The organism is Acinetobacter seifertii (genome assembly GCF_016064815.1).
Lineage (GTDB): Bacteria > Pseudomonadota > Gammaproteobacteria > Pseudomonadales > Moraxellaceae > Acinetobacter > Acinetobacter seifertii.
The window spans coordinates 3,402,675-3,419,764 of sequence record NZ_CP065820.1; the positions used below are offsets into that span (position 1 = coordinate 3,402,675).

At 41.5% G+C, this 17,090-nt stretch carries 11 protein-coding genes, 2 tRNA genes and 3 rRNA genes; 9 read left to right on the forward strand and 7 right to left on the reverse strand.

Features of this window, described 5'->3' with window-relative positions:
* Positions 1–15: 15 nt before the first annotated feature.
* From rrf to I8T81_RS15715, 5 genes are all read right to left on the reverse strand, one after another.
* Positions 16–130, reverse strand: a 5S ribosomal RNA gene (gene rrf / locus I8T81_RS15695).
* A 183-nt stretch (positions 131–313) separates the two neighbouring features.
* Positions 314–3,204, reverse strand: a 23S ribosomal RNA gene (locus tag I8T81_RS15700).
* 340 nt (positions 3,205–3,544) lie between these two features.
* Positions 3,545–3,620 (reverse strand) — tRNA-Ala (locus I8T81_RS15705).
* 55 nt (positions 3,621–3,675) lie between these two features.
* A tRNA-Ile gene (locus tag I8T81_RS15710) sits at positions 3,676–3,752 on the reverse strand.
* 59 nt (positions 3,753–3,811) lie between these two features.
* Positions 3,812–5,349 (reverse strand): 16S ribosomal RNA (locus I8T81_RS15715).
* The 16S, 23S and 5S rRNA genes sit together here with 2 tRNA genes alongside, the layout of an rRNA operon.
* 572 nt (positions 5,350–5,921) lie before the next feature.
* Between I8T81_RS15715 and I8T81_RS15720 the strand changes: the two genes are divergently transcribed.
* The 7 genes from I8T81_RS15720 to I8T81_RS15750 all read left to right on the forward strand — a co-directional run bounded on the left by I8T81_RS15720 (position 5,922) and on the right by I8T81_RS15750 (position 10,887).
* Positions 5,922–6,821 carry an MlaA family lipoprotein gene (locus tag I8T81_RS15720; protein WP_217486314.1) on the forward strand — a complete coding sequence of 300 codons (900 nt, stop codon included), beginning with the start codon at positions 5,922–5,924 and terminating at the stop codon, positions 6,819–6,821.
* Positions 6,822–6,936: 115 nt separating this feature from the next.
* Positions 6,937–7,905 carry an RsbU family protein phosphatase GigA gene (gene gigA / locus I8T81_RS15725; RefSeq protein WP_086496180.1) on the forward strand — a complete coding sequence of 323 codons (969 nt, stop codon included), beginning with the start codon at positions 6,937–6,939 and terminating at the stop codon, positions 7,903–7,905.
* 102 nt (positions 7,906–8,007) lie between these two features.
* Complete coding sequence (gigB, locus tag I8T81_RS15730; RefSeq protein WP_198071617.1) at positions 8,008–8,529, forward strand: anti-anti-sigma factor GigB; 522 nt, start codon at positions 8,008–8,010, stop codon at positions 8,527–8,529.
* A gap of 26 nt (positions 8,530–8,555) precedes the next feature.
* Positions 8,556–9,380, forward strand: a complete 825-nt coding sequence (locus tag I8T81_RS15735; RefSeq protein ID WP_198071618.1) for a carbon-nitrogen hydrolase family protein — start codon at positions 8,556–8,558, stop codon at positions 9,378–9,380.
* A gap of 14 nt (positions 9,381–9,394) precedes the next feature.
* A complete protein-coding gene (locus tag I8T81_RS15740) occupies positions 9,395–9,772 on the forward strand; it encodes a DUF4951 domain-containing protein (RefSeq protein WP_004698537.1) in 378 nt (125 codons plus the stop codon).
* Positions 9,773–9,930: 158 nt separating this feature from the next.
* Positions 9,931–10,368, forward strand: coding sequence for a MarR family winged helix-turn-helix transcriptional regulator (locus I8T81_RS15745; protein ID WP_049065085.1), 438 nt, complete (start codon positions 9,931–9,933; stop codon positions 10,366–10,368).
* Positions 10,369–10,455: 87 nt separating this feature from the next.
* Positions 10,456–10,887 carry an organic hydroperoxide resistance protein gene (locus I8T81_RS15750; protein WP_000051124.1) on the forward strand — a complete coding sequence of 144 codons (432 nt, stop codon included), beginning with the start codon at positions 10,456–10,458 and terminating at the stop codon, positions 10,885–10,887.
* Positions 10,888–10,944: 57 nt separating this feature from the next.
* Here I8T81_RS15750 and gspE read toward each other — a convergent pair whose 3' ends face one another.
* The gene (gene gspE, locus I8T81_RS15755) at positions 10,945–12,435 is read right to left on the reverse strand and encodes a type II secretion system ATPase GspE (protein ID WP_198071619.1); all 1,491 of its coding nucleotides are present in this window, start codon (positions 12,433–12,435) and stop codon (positions 10,945–10,947) included.
* Positions 12,436–12,531: 96 nt separating this feature from the next.
* On the opposite strand from gspE, the gene I8T81_RS15760 reads away from it, so the two are divergent.
* Positions 12,532–13,353 carry a hypothetical protein gene (locus tag I8T81_RS15760; RefSeq protein WP_004698550.1) on the forward strand — a complete coding sequence of 274 codons (822 nt, stop codon included), beginning with the start codon at positions 12,532–12,534 and terminating at the stop codon, positions 13,351–13,353.
* Between the two features lie 9 nt (positions 13,354–13,362).
* On the forward strand, positions 13,363–14,280 hold the full coding sequence (locus tag I8T81_RS15765) for a mechanosensitive ion channel family protein (RefSeq protein ID WP_039251156.1): 918 nt from the start codon (positions 13,363–13,365) through the stop codon (positions 14,278–14,280).
* Here the strand turns inward: I8T81_RS15765 and I8T81_RS15770 are convergent.
* On the reverse strand, positions 14,270–17,083 hold the full coding sequence (locus I8T81_RS15770) for a DUF2339 domain-containing protein (RefSeq protein WP_198071620.1): 2,814 nt from the start codon (positions 17,081–17,083) through the stop codon (positions 14,270–14,272). The genes I8T81_RS15765 and I8T81_RS15770 overlap by 11 nt on opposite strands.
* Between the last annotated feature and the right edge of the window lie 7 nt (positions 17,084–17,090).

Genomic DNA, 17,090 nt, shown 5'->3' on the forward strand with positions numbered 1-17,090 from the left:
GTGTTTAGAATAATGAGCTGGCGATGACTTACTCTCACATGGGTAACCCCACACTACCATCAGCGCTAAGAGGTTTCACTTCTGAGTTCGGGAAGGGATCAGGTGGTTCACTCTTGCTATGGTCGCCAGCACAACTGTTTATGGATACTTGCTTTGGTCTTATTGATTGCCGAAGCGTTTTCCAAATCTTTACAGATTGGGCTGATTGAATCTGACTTTAGTTGTTCATTTTATCTAGAGGAATAACTAAATCAAGTTTGTTTGTCGATTTATGAATCGATTGATGCTTTATATACAACTGCTTGGGTGTTGTATAGTCAAGCCTCACGAGCAATTAGTATTGGTCAGCTTCACATATCACTATGCTTCCACATCCAACCTATCAACGTCCTAGTCTCGAACGGCTCTTTAGAGGAATAAATTCCTAGGGAAATCTTATCTTGAGGTAGGCTTCCCGCTTAGATGCTTTCAGCGGTTATCCCTTCCGAACATAGCTACCCGGCGATGCGACTGGCGTCACAACCGGTACACCAGAGGTTCGTCCACTCTGGTCCTCTCGTACTAGGAGCAGATCCTCTCAAATTTCCAGCGCCCACGGTAGATAGGGACCGAACTGTCTCACGACGTTCTAAACCCAGCTCGCGTACCTCTTTAAATGGCGAACAGCCATACCCTTGGGACCTGCTTCAGCCCCAGGATGAGATGAGCCGACATCGAGGTGCCAAACACCGCCGTCGATATGAACTCTTGGGCGGTATCAGCCTGTTATCCCCAGAGTACCTTTTATCCGTTGAGCGATGGCCCTTCCATACAGAACCACCGGATCACTAAGACCTACTTTCGTACCTGCTCGACTTGTGGGTCTCGCAGTTAAGCGCGCTTTTGCCTTTATACTCTACGCGTGATTTCCGACCACGCTGAGCGCACCTTCGTACTCCTCCGTTACTCTTTAGGAGGAGACCGCCCCAGTCAAACTACCCACCAGACACGGTCCTCGTCCCGGATAACGGGACAGAGTTAGAACCTCAACATTACCAGGGTGGTATTTCAAGGACGGCTCCATTGGAACTAGCGTTCCAACTTCAAAGCCTCCCACCTATCCTACACAAGTAAGGTCAAAGTTCAGTGTCAAGCTGCAGTAAAGGTTCACGGGGTCTTTCCGTCTAGCCGCGGGTACACTGCATCTTCACAGCGATTTCGATTTCACTGAGCCTCTGCTGGAGACAGCGCCGCCATCATTATGCCATTCGTGCAGGTCGGAACTTACCCGACAAGGAATTTCGCTACCTTAGGACCGTTATAGTTACGGCCGCCGTTTACTGGGGCTTCGATCAAGAGCTTCGCTTACGCTAACCCCATCAATTAACCTTCCAGCACCGGGCAGGCATCACACCCTATACGTCCACTTTCGTGTTTGCAGAGTGCTATGTTTTTAATAAACAGTTGCAGCGGCCTGGTTTCTGCGGCTGTCATCAGCTCAGGAAGCAAGTTCCATCACCAACAACAGCGTACCTTCTCCCGAAGTTACGGTACCATTTTGCCTAGTTCCTTCAGCAGAGTTCTCTCAAGCGCCTTGGTCTACTCGACCTGACCACCTGTGTCGGTTTCGGGTACGATTCCTGTGTAACTGAAGCTTAGAGACTTTTCCTGGAAGCATGGTATCAGCCACTTCACTGTACAAGTACAGCTTGCTATCGGATCTCAGTATAGAGTACCCCGGATTTGCCTAAGATACATACCTACATCCTTCCACCTGGACAACCAACGCCAGGCTGACTTAACCTTCTCCGTCCTCTCATCGCATTACACAGAAGTATTGGAATATTAACCAATTTCCCATCGACTACGCCTTTCGGCCTCGCCTTAGGGGTCGACTCACCCAGCCCCGATTAACGTTGGACTGGAACCCTTGGTCTTTCGGCGAACGGGTTTTTCACCCGTTTTGTCGTTACTCACGTCAGCATTCGCACTTCTGATACCTCCAGCATACTTCTCAATACACCTTCATCGGCTTACAGAACGCTCCCCTACCACTTGACTAATGTCAAATCCGCAGCTTCGGCACATAGTTTTAGCCCCGTTACATCTTCCGCGCAGGCCGACTCGACTAGTGAGCTATTACGCTTTCTTTAAAGGGTGGCTGCTTCTAAGCCAACCTCCTAGCTGTCTATGCCTTCCCACATCGTTTCCCACTTAACTATGATTTTGGGGCCTTAGCTGGCGGTCTGGATTGTTTTCCTCTTGACTACGGACGTTAGCACCCGCAGTCTGTCTCCCGGATAGTACTCATAGGTATTCGGAGTTTGCATCGGTTTGGTAAGTCGGGATGACCCCCTAGCCGAAACAGTGCTCTACCCCCTATGGTATTCGTCCGAGGCGCTACCTAAATAGCTTTCGGGGAGAACCAGCTATCACCAGGCTTGATTAGCCTTTCACCCCTATCCACAAGTCATCCCCTGGCTTTTCAACGACAGTGGGTTCGGTCCTCCAGTTAGTGTTACCCAACCTTCAACCTGCTCATGGATAGATCGCCTGGTTTCGGGTCTATACCCAGCAACTAAACGCCCTATTAAGACTCGATTTCTCTACGGCTCCCCTATACGGTTAACCTCGCTACTGAATATAAGTCGCTGACCCATTATACAAAAGGTACGCAGTCACCGAACAAGTCGGCTCCCACTGCTTGTATGCATGCGGTTTCAGGATCTATTTCACTCCCCTCACAGGGGTTCTTTTCGCCTTTCCCTCACGGTACTGGTTCACTATCGGTCAGTCAGGAGTATTTAGCCTTGGAGGATGGTCCCCCCATATTCAGACAAGGTTTCACGTGCCTCGCCCTACTCGTCATCATTATGTGTGCCCTTTCGTGTACGGGAATATCACCCTCTACGTTCGCACTTCCCAGAGCGTTCCACTAAAACACACATAACTTAATGGGCTGATCCCCGTTCGCTCGCCGCTACTGAGGGAATCTCAATTGATTTCTTTTCCTAAGGGTACTGAGATGTTTCACTTCCCCTCGTTCGCTTTGCAACACTATGTATTCATGTTGCAATACCTACCTTAAAGTAGGTGGGTTCCCCCATTCAGAAATCTCCGGATCACAGGATATTTGCCGCCTCCCCGGAGCTTTTCGCAGGCTATCACGTCTTTCATCGCCTCTGACTGCCAAGGCATCCACCACATGCACTTAATTACTTGACTATACAACCCCAAACAGTCGATGTTACCTACAAGTTAGTAACTTCAACATTTCAGTTTAGAGTACTGTGCACTTAAACACTGTACAGCTTCAATCTAAATTCATATACCAAAACGCTTGATTCAGTTAATTTGCTAGTTCTCAATTCATTCAGATTAATTGCTTAATCTAAACTCTTGAGTGAACAATTTATTTCAGACTCAATTTTGCCAATCTGTTAATGAATAAACACGCCTTCGTCAGGTCATGCTTAATACCGTGATACTTAAATCACAGAAGTTAATAAACTAAGACCGAAATCTCTATTTACTAATTTCTGTAATCCGAACTTCTCTTAAGTTCTGGTGGAGACTAGGAGAGTCGAACTCCTGACCTCCTGCGTGCAAAGCAGGCGCTCTACCAACTAAGCTAAGTCCCCAGCTTACATCATCAGTTATGTATCTTTTATCTATAACTTCAACCAGTCAAAGTCATGGTGGGTCTGACAAGACTTGAACTTGTGACCCCACGCTTATCAAGCGTGTGCTCTAACCAACTGAGCTACAGACCCTCAGATACATCTATGAAGAACAACTTGTTGTGGATTCTTACCAATCGTCAATCTTTCGTTAAGGAGGTGATCCAGCCGCAGGTTCCCCTACGGCTACCTTGTTACGACTTCACCCCAGTCATCGGCCACACCGTGGTAACCGCCCTCTTTGCAGTTAGGCTAGCTACTTCTGGTGCAACAAACTCCCATGGTGTGACGGGCGGTGTGTACAAGGCCCGGGAACGTATTCACCGCGGCATTCTGATCCGCGATTACTAGCGATTCCGACTTCATGGAGTCGAGTTGCAGACTCCAATCCGGACTACGATCGGCTTTTTGAGATTAGCATCACATCGCTGTGTAGCAACCCTTTGTACCGACCATTGTAGCACGTGTGTAGCCCTGGCCGTAAGGGCCATGATGACTTGACGTCGTCCCCGCCTTCCTCCAGTTTGTCACTGGCAGTATCCTTAAAGTTCCCGACATTACTCGCTGGCAAATAAGGAAAAGGGTTGCGCTCGTTGCGGGACTTAACCCAACATCTCACGACACGAGCTGACGACAGCCATGCAGCACCTGTATGTAAGTTCCCGAAGGCACCAATCCATCTCTGGAAAGTTCTTACTATGTCAAGGCCAGGTAAGGTTCTTCGCGTTGCATCGAATTAAACCACATGCTCCACCGCTTGTGCGGGCCCCCGTCAATTCATTTGAGTTTTAGTCTTGCGACCGTACTCCCCAGGCGGTCTACTTATCGCGTTAGCTGCGCCACTAAAGCCTCAAAGGCCCCAACGGCTAGTAGACATCGTTTACGGCATGGACTACCAGGGTATCTAATCCTGTTTGCTCCCCATGCTTTCGCACCTCAGCGTCAGTGTTAGGCCAGATGGCTGCCTTCGCCATCGGTATTCCTCCAGATCTCTACGCATTTCACCGCTACACCTGGAATTCTACCATCCTCTCCCACACTCTAGCTAACCAGTATCGAATGCAATTCCCAAGTTAAGCTCGGGGATTTCACATTTGACTTAATTAGCCGCCTACGCGCGCTTTACGCCCAGTAAATCCGATTAACGCTTGCACCCTCTGTATTACCGCGGCTGCTGGCACAGAGTTAGCCGGTGCTTATTCTGCGAGTAACGTCCACTATCTCTAGGTATTAACTAAAGTAGCCTCCTCCTCGCTTAAAGTGCTTTACAACCATAAGGCCTTCTTCACACACGCGGCATGGCTGGATCAGGGTTCCCCCCATTGTCCAATATTCCCCACTGCTGCCTCCCGTAGGAGTCTGGGCCGTGTCTCAGTCCCAGTGTGGCGGATCATCCTCTCAGACCCGCTACAGATCGTCGCCTTGGTAGGCCTTTACCCCACCAACTAGCTAATCCGACTTAGGCTCATCTATTAGCGCAAGGTCCGAAGATCCCCTGCTTTCTCCCGTAGGACGTATGCGGTATTAGCATCCCTTTCGAGATGTTGTCCCCCACTAATAGGCAGATTCCTAAGCATTACTCACCCGTCCGCCGCTAAGATCAGTAGCAAGCTACCTCTCTCCGCTCGACTTGCATGTGTTAAGCCTGCCGCCAGCGTTCAATCTGAGCCATGATCAAACTCTTCAGTTAAAATCATTTTGCACCTTATTTAAAGACAAGGTGCCAATTCTGGCTCATCAATTACTGACTTAAATTTCGCTCAAATAAACTTCGAGTAATTTAAACCAATCAATCAATGAAAATTATTTCGATTAATCAATCAGTAAAAATCCACACAAGTTGTTCTTCAATTCTCTTAATGATCTTCTTCCTGGTTCGTCACCAGCAAGCTAGGTCGGCTATATTACTCTTAATCTCTTAAAAGTCAACAGGTAATTTCGATATTTTTTAAAACTTATTTTCCAAACCACCTTATCATCAAATTCATCACTTAACGCAACCAACTTAATCACAAGTAACTGTTTTTCAACAAGTTTCTATCTGCATCACCGCCGATGGATGTGCATTATAGAGCATTAAGATCCAGTTGCAATACCTTTCTCATATTTTATTATTCAACAGATCAATTTTTAGGCTTTTTCGCCATATTTCTATATTATTTGACCAATTTTACATTGATAATAGGTTATCGCTTCTGTATTAAAATATATCTCTATCCAACTGCATATTATAGATAGCCTGGCTAGCGGTTAAGGAATTATATGAATTATTCTAATTTACTATTATCGAGCTTATTAACTGTTGGTATTTATACATCAGCACACGCTCAAGAAAATCTTACTGAAGGATCTACCGCGAGTTCGGAAGATGTCGCTTCGACAGAGGCTCAGCAGAGCCGCCCCCGCTCACAAATTATTAAAGACTTGAAAGGTCTAAAAGCTAAAGATTTAAAAATCAATGCAAACGCTGCTCAACCTGACACAGTAAAAGATCCATTACAGTCATTAAACCGCCCGATTTATTCTTTTAATGACATGCTAGATCGCAATTTTTTACGTCCCGTTGCAGTTCAATATAATGAAAAAACACCAGAAGATGTTCGCGGCTCTTATCGCCAATTCCGCAAAAACCTGGGTGAGCCATGGAATGCTGTTAACCAACTCATTCAAGGTCGCCCTGGTCGCGCAGTAAAAACACTAGGTCGATTTACTGTGAATACCTTAACAACTTTAGGTTTAGCTGACCCTGCTAGTCGCTTAGGGCTTCCACCTGAAGACGAAAGTTTTGGCGTAACTCTTGGTTACTATGGTGTTCCTTCAGGACCCTTCCTAATGCTACCTTTCTTTGGCCCAAGTACTTTACGTGATGGTTTAGGCTTAGCTGTAGACTCTCAAGCTCGTCCACAAAAGTATATTATGGATAACCAAGATGGTTTGTATTGGTCAACCAACGTCTTACAAGCTGTTGATACACGTGCCCAGTATTTAGATTTGGATCAAACGATACAAGGCGATCAATATGCGATGATTCGCGACTTGTATCTTCAACGAAAGGCATTCCAGATTGCCGAGAAAAAAGGTAATTCAGCAGACGTATCTTTCATCGATGATGACGAATCTGAAGATGTTCCAGATGATAGCCAACCTAAAAGCAAGAAATAATTAAAGAGGAAAGCAAGGTATTGTATCTACCATATAGAAAGGCAATACCTTGATTTTGATTATACATCCTCTATGATGGATAAAATGATCTTGAAAAAGGACAATCATATCTTCTATGTATTTCATTAAACCGACACGCTCTATCCCTTTCTTAGAGCAAGCTCTGGATTCACTTCCAGACTTACAAGTCATTCACATAGATGATCTCGATTTATACGATCCAACAATTATTGCAATTGCTGATGTACAAGATTTCCTGACTTATAAATGGCGTTTACCTACCATTGTGATTGCTTTTGAACATGAAGGTAGTGCATTAGCTCAGGCATGGGAGGCAGGTGCTCTTGCTGGATGGGTATGGAACCAGTTACCTCAAGATCTGAATAAAGCATTAACAAGAATTGATGCTCAATATAAACGCAATCAAGATAGTCGCGACTTACCTTCGGCAGCAGAATTACAAAAACGTTTACTACCGAATCCTATTGATTTATTAAATTATGAAGTTGAAACTTTTTTCCAACCTTCCGCATATCTATCAGGTGACTGGTATGACTATTGGAAATTAAATGATAAAGAAGTTTTATTTTATCTTGCTGATGTATCGGGACATGGTGTTACAAGCAGTTTATTAACTTCATGGATGGCTGCATTTCATGGGCGTTCAAAAACTCCCCGACAGTTGATTAAAAAATTAAATGGAATGCTCGTTCAAGAGAATATTGAAAAGCATATTACGATTGTGGTCGGTATTTTAAATCTGGAAACGCATAGTCTTCGCTGGTCTAGTGCAGGCCACTACCCTCCTCCAATTATTTTTGAACCAAATCAACCTCCAAAAATTTTAACGACTAGTAGTTTTCCTTTGGGTTTAACAGATGAATTGGAAGTTGAAGAACATGTTTGCACATTAAATCGTCATGCACGTTTTATTGTTTGCTCAGATGGAGCACTAGAACCATTTGATGGCGGATTGAATGATCAGTTTCAACAATTGGTCCAACATTTGCAAAATCAATCATTCCAAGCCCCTGATCATGTTGCTGATGACATCGCGATTTTCAGTCTTTGTCGAATGAATTAATTTAAAAATCAAGCAATTAAAAAATATACGACTTAAGGACTCTTGAGTCTGAGATGGCACTATGTGATAATTTTTCTATCCTTCTCTGAAAATGGCATTTATATGTCAACAGGTCATGTTGAATATGCAAGCTTAAATGGAACGCATATTTTCAAACTTATTGGTGAAGTGCGAGCCCATTCTTGTATAAGTCTAGACAAACTTTTAAACAGAATTGAACAGCAAGAGAATGTTGTTGGTGCAATCGTTGATTTAACCCAAACAACATTTATTGATAGTACTGTATTAGGCATCTTAGCTAAGCTAGGCTTAAAACTGAAACAGACTCATCATATTCAAGCTGTGATGCTATCTACCAATCCAGATATCACAACCTTAGCCAACAGCATGGGGCTAGGGCAGGTTTTTGTCATTTTGAATTATTGTGGCGATCCTACCGTTTGTACTTTGACGCTAACGGATGAACACATTACTCATAATGCAATGCTAAGAACCGTGCTGGATGCACACAAGACATTGATGAAACTTAATGCAAACAATCAGAATATGTTTGAGCCACTTGTTAAGCAATTGCAGAAAGAACAAGACACGCTTGAACAAGTATCTGATAAGCAAAATGCCTAAATTTTATTGCTAATCTGGATTTGTATATGACTCTTGTTTCAGTTGTTCAAATGAATTCTCAAGATGACATTGAAAGCAACTTTCAAATAATCGAGTCATTGATTCAGCAAAGCAAAGCTCAAAATGCCAGCTTAATTGTTTTTCCAGAAAACTTTGTATGTTTCGCTGCTGGTAAACAGCGTGAAACAGCTGAGCAATTTGAATCAATTCAGCAAAGACTTGAGAAACTTGCGCATCAATATCAAATTTGGATTGTTGCTGGCACTTTACCGTGCCCATTTCGTCCAGATGGTTCTATCATACAAGATGGTCGTGTGCGCACAGTAAGCTTATGTATTAGTCCAGAAAGGACAGAAGCACGTTACGACAAAATACATTTATTTGATGTTCAAGTTGGCGATGCTGTCGGTGGATATCAAGAATCCCGCTTCTTTGAACCTGGAACAGACGTTGTAGCCACATCTACCCCTTTTGGCAATATCGGGCTAATGGTATGTTATGACTTGCGTTTTCCTGAGTTAGCTTTGACCTTGAGACAACAAGGTGCTCATCTATTGACTGCACCAGCAGCATTTACCTATACAACAGGGCAAATGCACTGGCAGCTTTTATTACAAGCACGTGCGATGGATAGTCAATGTTATGTTTTAGGAGCAGCACAGCAAGGTTGGCATGGAGAAAAACGTCAAACTTGGGGACATGCAGGAGCAACTGATAGCCGTGGACAAGTTTTAAGTATGATTGAACATGAAGGTAGTGGTTTAATTACTGTACCTTTTGATTTAGCTGCTCAAGAGCTTGTTCGTACATCAATGCCTTTAATGACGCATCGTAAATTAATTCACTATTAAAAGCTTAATTATTCATGTGGAAATATTTAATTAGCATTTTTTGCTTAGGGGCAAATATTCACTGTTATGCAGCTGAATTTGGTGCAACAAATCATTTTGTTTCCCCAAACTTACAGCTTAAACAAGATGTCCTTCCACCTACTCCTAAAAATATCCCTCTCCCTGCTTTTGGACAACGAATTATTGGTTGGGGAACCGGTGCAGAAGGTGCGAGACAACGTTTAGAGAATATTCAACCAGCTGATGTTTCTATGATTAAAAAACAAGGAACAACTTTAGAAATGATTACAGCCTGGCAAGATTTCTACGAACAAGAGCAACAACGTAATGAAAATAATCCAACTGCTAAATACCGTGCTCGTTTAATGAAAAAAATTGCCGATCTCTGGTAACTGTTCCAAATTCATATTTTCAAGTCATAGGGTAATTTTTCGATTACTCTTTTTTTGCGTTATCTTATTTTTATCAATAACTCAAAATTATGAGCATTTAAGAAATTAAACATAAAGCGATATACTACAAAAGCATCTATTAGTTTTCTGAGAAATATATGGACCAAGACTGTCAAAATTTAAAGCTTGAGAATCAGTTATGTTTCCTCATTTATTCAACAAATTTAGCTCTTAATCAGCTTTATAGAAAACTTTTGACTCCATTAGGCATTACTTATCCTCAATATTTGGTAATGTTGGTTCTATGGGAAAAAGATGAGATTACCGTTTCAGAGATTGGCAACAAACTATTTTTAGAATCATCGACCTTAACCCCCATTTTAAAAAAGTTAGAAGCAATTCAACTCGTAAATCGCACTCGTTCAAAAGAAGATGAACGTCAAGTAATTATTACACTAAGTGAAAAAGGTAAAGAACTTAAGCAACAAGCCGTGAATATTCCAGCTCATATTTTGGAAGCAAGTTCTTGTGACATGACCACCCTACTTGGTTTGAAAGATCAACTAACACAACTTCGTACAAATATAGCCAAATAATCATCAATTTTTTTACACATTTGGCTTGTTAAAATAATTAAGTCGTGTACGATATATTTGCATTCAATTTAATTTAGGAATAATAAGATGTCTTTAGAAAAAGTTGTGTATCGTGCAAAAGCTAAAGCAACTGGTGGCCGTGATGGTCGTGCAACGTCATCAGACGGCGTATTAGACGTACAACTCGGTGTACCTAAAGAAATGGGTGGTGCTGGTGGTGCCGTAACCAACCCAGAACAATTATTTGCAGCTGGTTATTCAGCATGCTTTTTGGGTGCTTTAAAGTTTGTTGCAAACCGCGATAAATTTAATATTAGCAAAGATGCCTATGTTGAAGGCGAAGTCGGTATTGGTCCAATTCCTACAGGTTTTAGTATTGAAGTAACGTTAAATGTTTACTTAATCGGTATGGACCGTGAAGAAGCTGAAAAATTAGTGGCGGCAGCTCATATTGTTTGTCCATATTCAAATGCGACTCGCAATAATATTGATGTGACTTTTAATATTGTGACTGAATAAGTTTTGATATTTCAAAAATGCCCGAATCAAATCGGGCATTTTTTTATATCTTCCAAATTATGCTTCACTTGCCTCATTGGTTACTCGAAGCACTTCTTCAAGTGTAGTTTTACCTGAAAGCACTTTACGCAAGCCATCATCACGAATTGAACCTGAATACTGACGAGCATGGTTTTCTAATTCAAACTCAGCAGCATTGCCATGAATAAGACGGCGCATAGGTTCATCAACAGGTACAATTTCATAAATAGCCGTACGACCATTAAACCCTAAATGTGAGCAATGATCACACCCTTTGGCTTCAGGTAACTTTAAAGTTGGCTCATGCGAGATATGTTGAAAAACCTGCTTTTCAAAAGTATCGGCTTCACGCCATGTCATACAATGTGGACATAAAGTACGAACCAAACGTTGAGCAACCACCCCAATTAAAGAGCTTGATAATAAGAAGGGTTCAATCCCCATATCTTTAAGCCGAGTAACCGCACCAATAGCAGTATTGGTATGTAGTGTTGATAAAACCAAATGACCTGTTAGTGATGCCTGTACTGCAATTTCTGCTGTTTCTAAATCACGAATCTCGCCCACCATCACCACATCAGGATCTTGACGTAACATTGCTTTTAAAGCACGAGCAAATGTCATATCCACTTTGGTATTCACTTGGGTTTGACCAATACCTTCGAGTTGATATTCGATAGGATCTTCGGCAGTTAAGATATTTCGCGTATTGTCATTTAGATCAGATAGAGCTGCATATAAAGTTGTTGTTTTACCCGAACCCGTAGGCCCTGTGACTAAAATAATGCCGTGTGGACGATGTACCAATTGCGTTAGACGTTCATAGTCATTTGCCATTAAACCCAAGTGAGTCATATTGAGTCGACCCGCTTGTTTATCGAGTAAACGCATAACGACCCTTTCACCATGTGACGATGGCAAAGTTGAAACACGGACATCAACTTCACGGCCAGCAAGACGTAAAGAAATACGTCCATCTTGCGGTACACGCTTTTCGGCAATATCGAGTTTCGCCATAACTTTAATACGTGAAACAAGTAACGGAGCTAATTCACGGCGTGGCTGTACAATCTCACGCAATTGACCATCTACCCGCAAACGAACAGATAGTTTTTTTTCGAAAGCTTCAATATGAATATCTGAAGCCCCTACCCGAATTGCCTCTGAAAGTAATGCATTGATCAGACGGACAATAGGCGCGTCATCTTCTTGATCCATTAAGTCTTCTGTTTCAGGAACTTGATCGGCAAGACTCAATAAATCTGGATGATCTTCTAAACCAGCCGCAACTTGTTGCGACTCCCCAGTGTCGCCTGCGTAACTCGTACTTAATAGGCTATTAAACTCTTGTTCAGTACATAACTGATAATGTGCAGGCTTCCCCAAAATTCGTCTTGCTTCCTGCAATGCAATTTTTTCTGTATTTTGACGTCTAACAATAAAAACTTGATCACCGTCATAACGAAATAAAACACCATGACGCTTGGCAAAACTATATGGAACTTGTATTTGTTTCAATATTTGCATCACAATTTATAATGATGAGTAAGATGATTTTGAGTGTACTCTAAGCAGATTACAGCGTGAAGTCTGTTTAACAACTCGGTAGAGGAATTTTACGTCTTGTTTGAAAATAATGAATATCAGCCTCGCCCCCAAAATTCTTTAAAATGGTGGGGTGAACAGCACTTTGAAATTAACCAATCCAAAGCATGGCAATTTGGTTCAATGCTCTTTCGTTTAACGCGTGGGATAAAAGAATGGCGTATCGAATATTATCGTCCTTCTCTTCAAGATGATAATGAGCAAGATTGGCATCCAGTTGCCGACCCACATTTTGCTTTTCCACATAATGTTCAAGTCGAACGGTATATGTTTCGAAAGACCAATTCAGAATTTTTACTTATGCCACGTCTGGCAGATCGTTCTGTGGTTATTAAACCTATTGATCCGATTTATATTCCAGCAGGTCAGCGAGGAACACTTTATATTAGTACGCCTCTCTGGATTGCTGGTTTAGTTGAAAGTCAGCATGAACCTTTATTTGAAATTCCTGTAATTCAGCCTAAAGATACATGGTTTGGGCCTAATGCGCAGCAAGGTGAAATTTGCTATGCAACCTCTGTTGATGGACGTACCGACTTAAATCTTTTAACACCACGCGCCTTCCGAGCGGTTACACCAATTGATTTTCACAATACCAGTAATCATCAATTACGCTTTGACCGCATGAATGTACCTGTAACTGCCCTACCGCTATTTTATAGTGAAAGTACGGGACGCTTATGGACCTCACAGATTAAAGTTTATTATGAAGGGTCTGACCGCCCTGCCCGCATTCGTATTGAAAATCGTACGCCACCTCTTGCTGGTGAAGTGACTTATGTTCATCCCCCACGGTCACCTGGTGGTGCACTATTTAATATGTTTGATTCATTCTTTTAAGGGGGTTATATGGCTGATACAAGTATTCCTAAAGAAATCGCTTATAGTCTCAAAAGTATATTTACCAATATTAATACCGAACGTATTAGTGAAATTTTAGTCGGTGTTGTGCTTTGCTTTATTGGTTTTGTTCTTGCACGCATTATTTCAAATACATTTATTAGAACTATTGGCTCACGCTTTAATGCTCATCAACGTTTAGTGTGGCGTCGTGGTATTTTTTATTTTATTTTCTTACTCTTCATTATGACGAGTTTGAAAGAGGCAGGATTTAAACTTAGTGTATTCCTTGGAGCGGCAGGGATTTTAACAGTAGCACTTGGTTTTGCTTCACAAACATCAGCCAGTAACTTAATTAGTGGTCTATTTTTGATTGGGGAAGGTTCATTTGAAGTCGGTGATACCATTCAAATTACCCTCATTCGTGGCAATACCATTGAAGGGGAAGTCATTTCAATTGACTTACTCTCGGTTAAGCTACTCACACTCGACAATGTTTATATTCGTTTGCCGAATGAACAACTTATTCGTGCGCCTGTACACAACTTATCTAAATATCCGATACGGCGTATTCCAATTACACTCGCCATTAACTTTCACGAAGACATTATTAAAGTTCGCGAAGTGTTACTAAATGTGGCAGCGAATTATCCACTCGTATTAGATGACCCAAAACCTGCGGTAACTGTAACTGCATTTAGAGAGTCATCGATTGAGCTTTTATTTGCGATGTGGTGCCGTCAAGAAAATTCTTTAAAAGTTCGAGATGAGATGCAAGAACGTATCCGAAATGGCTTTTTAGATAATCAAATTGAAATTCCTGTTCCTAAAATGGGATTAATTGATCGTCCATCTACTGTTTTTGCTGAAGATGATATCGATCAATACAGCAACCAGAAAGAGTTAAAACGAGAGCCTAAAGCTTAGGCTCTTGATTCTTCTGCACAGAGGATGATGGTGGTAATGGTGCAAGATAAGCAATAATCAGCATTACCCCACCTGCTCCAATAAATGAAATAACTCGAGTTAATGTTGCACTTTGCGATAGATCAAGCAAAATCAGCTTTAATACAACAATCCCTAAAAGTGCAGCACCTACAAACCAGAGTTGACGAATCATTTTCCGACTAGAGTATGTGGTCAATACAAATGCCAGAATAACCCAAAGTAGTGTCAGGCTTAATTGGACTATCCCATTTGTCCAAATTGCCACGCTCCATAGTGGTGTCGCCCAGTAGTGGTGCAAGCCCCGAACGACTACACTACTGAACACCAACAGTCCCACTAAAATTGTTGTAATTTTAAAAGTCCACTCCAGTGACTTATCTTGATCAAAATCATGTTGATAAATAATAAAGAGTAGACCTGCAAATCCCGCAATTGAAAGTAAGTCAGTTAAGTTAAATAAAGGAACAAAATATAGGTACTCGGCAGAATGAATATCAACACTCATCGCAAGCAACCACAATAAGCTCAAACACCACACCGGAATTTGATGCAACAACGTCGTTTTATGAGCTTTATATGCCCAAAGTGAATACCCCCCTGGAACAAAAGCCAAAGCCACAATTGGCATTTGCGGAAAAATAGCCATACCCACTATCGCTAATACTAACCAGCTTAAACCAGCCCAGACTTTTAAGTAGCTAGACTCCCCCGACTGCGGTTGAGCGATAATAAATAAACCACTAAGAAGAATAGTACTAACAAGGAAAGTAATTTGCTGTAATGAATCTACCCATTTAAACAACGTAAAAACTTGACTTGTAAAGGCTTCACCCAAAATTAGTAACAGTAACAGACTAATTAAAAGTAACTGTAAACTTTCCCATTGGACGCGAAGCTTATAATGAATAACTGCACTAAATATTGCGATTAGGGCTATGGCAAACATCAAATATGGGCTTAAGGCATGATGATGCCATGCCATTATTTCTACACCTGCTACAGCACCCGCATACATACCTAGACATAAGAAAATGCCACTAAACATGCTTGCACTGAAATAACGTTGTTCTTTACTGTTGTATTGCAGTAAATAAAAAGCTGAAATGAATTGAGCAATTGCATAAATGCTAGTGCTTAGCGTTGGGAACTCTTCATTTGCCCAAACCTGATAAAACAGTGCAAGTGAGCTAAGTAAAACTAAAACTACACCAATATATCGGCTTAAACGGTAGCGCTCAGTTACTCCCCAAACGATTAAAGCCGTACCTTGTGCAACCCAACCAATAGCAGTCCAATGTGCCCCTTTCGCGAGTGGAAAAATTAAAGCAAAAAAAGCAACGGAAAGAATGAAAAAGCTTTTGGCAAGAACTGAAAGTTGTGGATGGGATTTTTTAATCCAATAAGTTAATACCGCATAAGTACCCGCTAATACAGCAGCGCCAATCGTCAAAGCTTGGGTAGACTCATGAACTAAATAAGCATGAAGCGTAAAACCCAGTACAGGCACACTAAAAATAAGACCAACATCTAACAGTGGAGGTAAACGAATACCCACTTGTTTATCATGTTCTGAAACCCGCGATATATTTTGGCTATAACGAACACTTAACCAAATAAACAAAGCAATATGACACCATAAGATCCAGTCTAATGTGTCAAACTTTGCGGGTTCTGCATAAAATGCGATTGCACTACCACCAATAAACATCGTGGCAAAGAAAGCAATCTGATTTAGGATTTTCCAAGGCTGAATAAAATTAACAGCAGCCACTGCAAGATTAATGACGAAGTAATAACTAAATAGAAAAATTACATCTGGGCGATATTGCGGAATAACTAAAGGAGCCGCATAAGCCATACCGAGTGCTAATATTGCTAAATAAATTGCTTGTTGTTTTAAGCTCAGGAATACCGTAATTGCTAATAAAATAGCAAATAAAATACTCGCTGTAGTGATATTGGCAATAACACCAAAATGATGTGAGAACACAAGCGTCAAAAATACAACTGCAAGTCCTACACCCTGCAATGCCACAGCAAAAAGTTGATTTTTCTTTTGCAAGGTATACCCAAATGCTGTTAACACACCTCCAGCAAGAGCAATAAAACCAAGTTTTACACCTAAGCTTAACTGCCAGTGCTCACTTGCAAAACGTAATAACAACACTACTCCAACCATCAGCACAGCAACAGCAACTCTTAAGATTGGATTACCATGAACCATCCAATCGACTGCTGGTTGCCACCATGCGCTTTCTACATGAGCTATTTGTTGTTCTTGATTTGAAGCTATTGTTTCAGGTAGAACTGGCTTGACTGGCTCAACGATATTTTTTAGATCAACTTGCTCTATCGCTGGAGTTATAGCTTCTGTTTGTAGAGTATCGTTTACACGAACAGTTTGTTTTGCTGACTCAAGGAACAATAGACGAGTATGAAATGCACTAATGATTTGAATCAAACATAATAATAAAACCAGTAATGCCCCACCAGCAATCCACATCCAATGATTAATATAAGCAACTAATGCAACCAAGGCGGCTGCATAAATTACTGTTCTTTGTATGTGTATAGAATAAAATGGCGTTTTCTGCTGAGAAAACTGTTGTTCTAAATGAATTAAACGCTGATGCAGATTTGATAAAAATTGAACCAATATAACAGTGAGCGCAATAGATAAAGCAACAACGGCGCTTTGAAATTTAAAACCAATTGAAATGGCTAAAAACAAAGTCAAAGCGATCAAAACGACGATCATTCCCTGTTTGTCTTTTTTATACATGGGCTTA

Excerpts from the sequence above, each read along its gene's own strand:
- I8T81_RS15735 (WP_198071618.1), top strand. The coding sequence starts at position 8,556 with ATGACTCTTGTTTCAGTTGTTCAAATGAATTCTCAAGATGACATTGAA.
- gigB (WP_198071617.1), top strand. The coding sequence starts at position 8,008 with ATGTCAACAGGTCATGTTGAATATGCAAGCTTAAATGGAACGCATATT.
- gigA (WP_086496180.1), top strand. The coding sequence starts at position 6,937 with ATGTATTTCATTAAACCGACACGCTCTATCCCTTTCTTAGAGCAAGCT.
- I8T81_RS15750 (WP_000051124.1), top strand. The coding sequence starts at position 10,456 with ATGTCTTTAGAAAAAGTTGTGTATCGTGCAAAAGCTAAAGCAACTGGT.
- I8T81_RS15740 (WP_004698537.1), top strand. The coding sequence starts at position 9,395 with ATGTGGAAATATTTAATTAGCATTTTTTGCTTAGGGGCAAATATTCAC.
- I8T81_RS15720 (WP_217486314.1), top strand. The coding sequence starts at position 5,922 with ATGAATTATTCTAATTTACTATTATCGAGCTTATTAACTGTTGGTATT.
- gspE (WP_198071619.1), bottom strand. The coding sequence starts at position 12,435 with ATGCAAATATTGAAACAAATACAAGTTCCATATAGTTTTGCCAAGCGT.
- I8T81_RS15765 (WP_039251156.1), top strand. The coding sequence starts at position 13,363 with ATGGCTGATACAAGTATTCCTAAAGAAATCGCTTATAGTCTCAAAAGT.
- I8T81_RS15770 (WP_198071620.1), bottom strand. The coding sequence starts at position 17,083 with ATGTATAAAAAAGACAAACAGGGAATGATCGTCGTTTTGATCGCTTTG.
- I8T81_RS15745 (WP_049065085.1), top strand. The coding sequence starts at position 9,931 with ATGGACCAAGACTGTCAAAATTTAAAGCTTGAGAATCAGTTATGTTTC.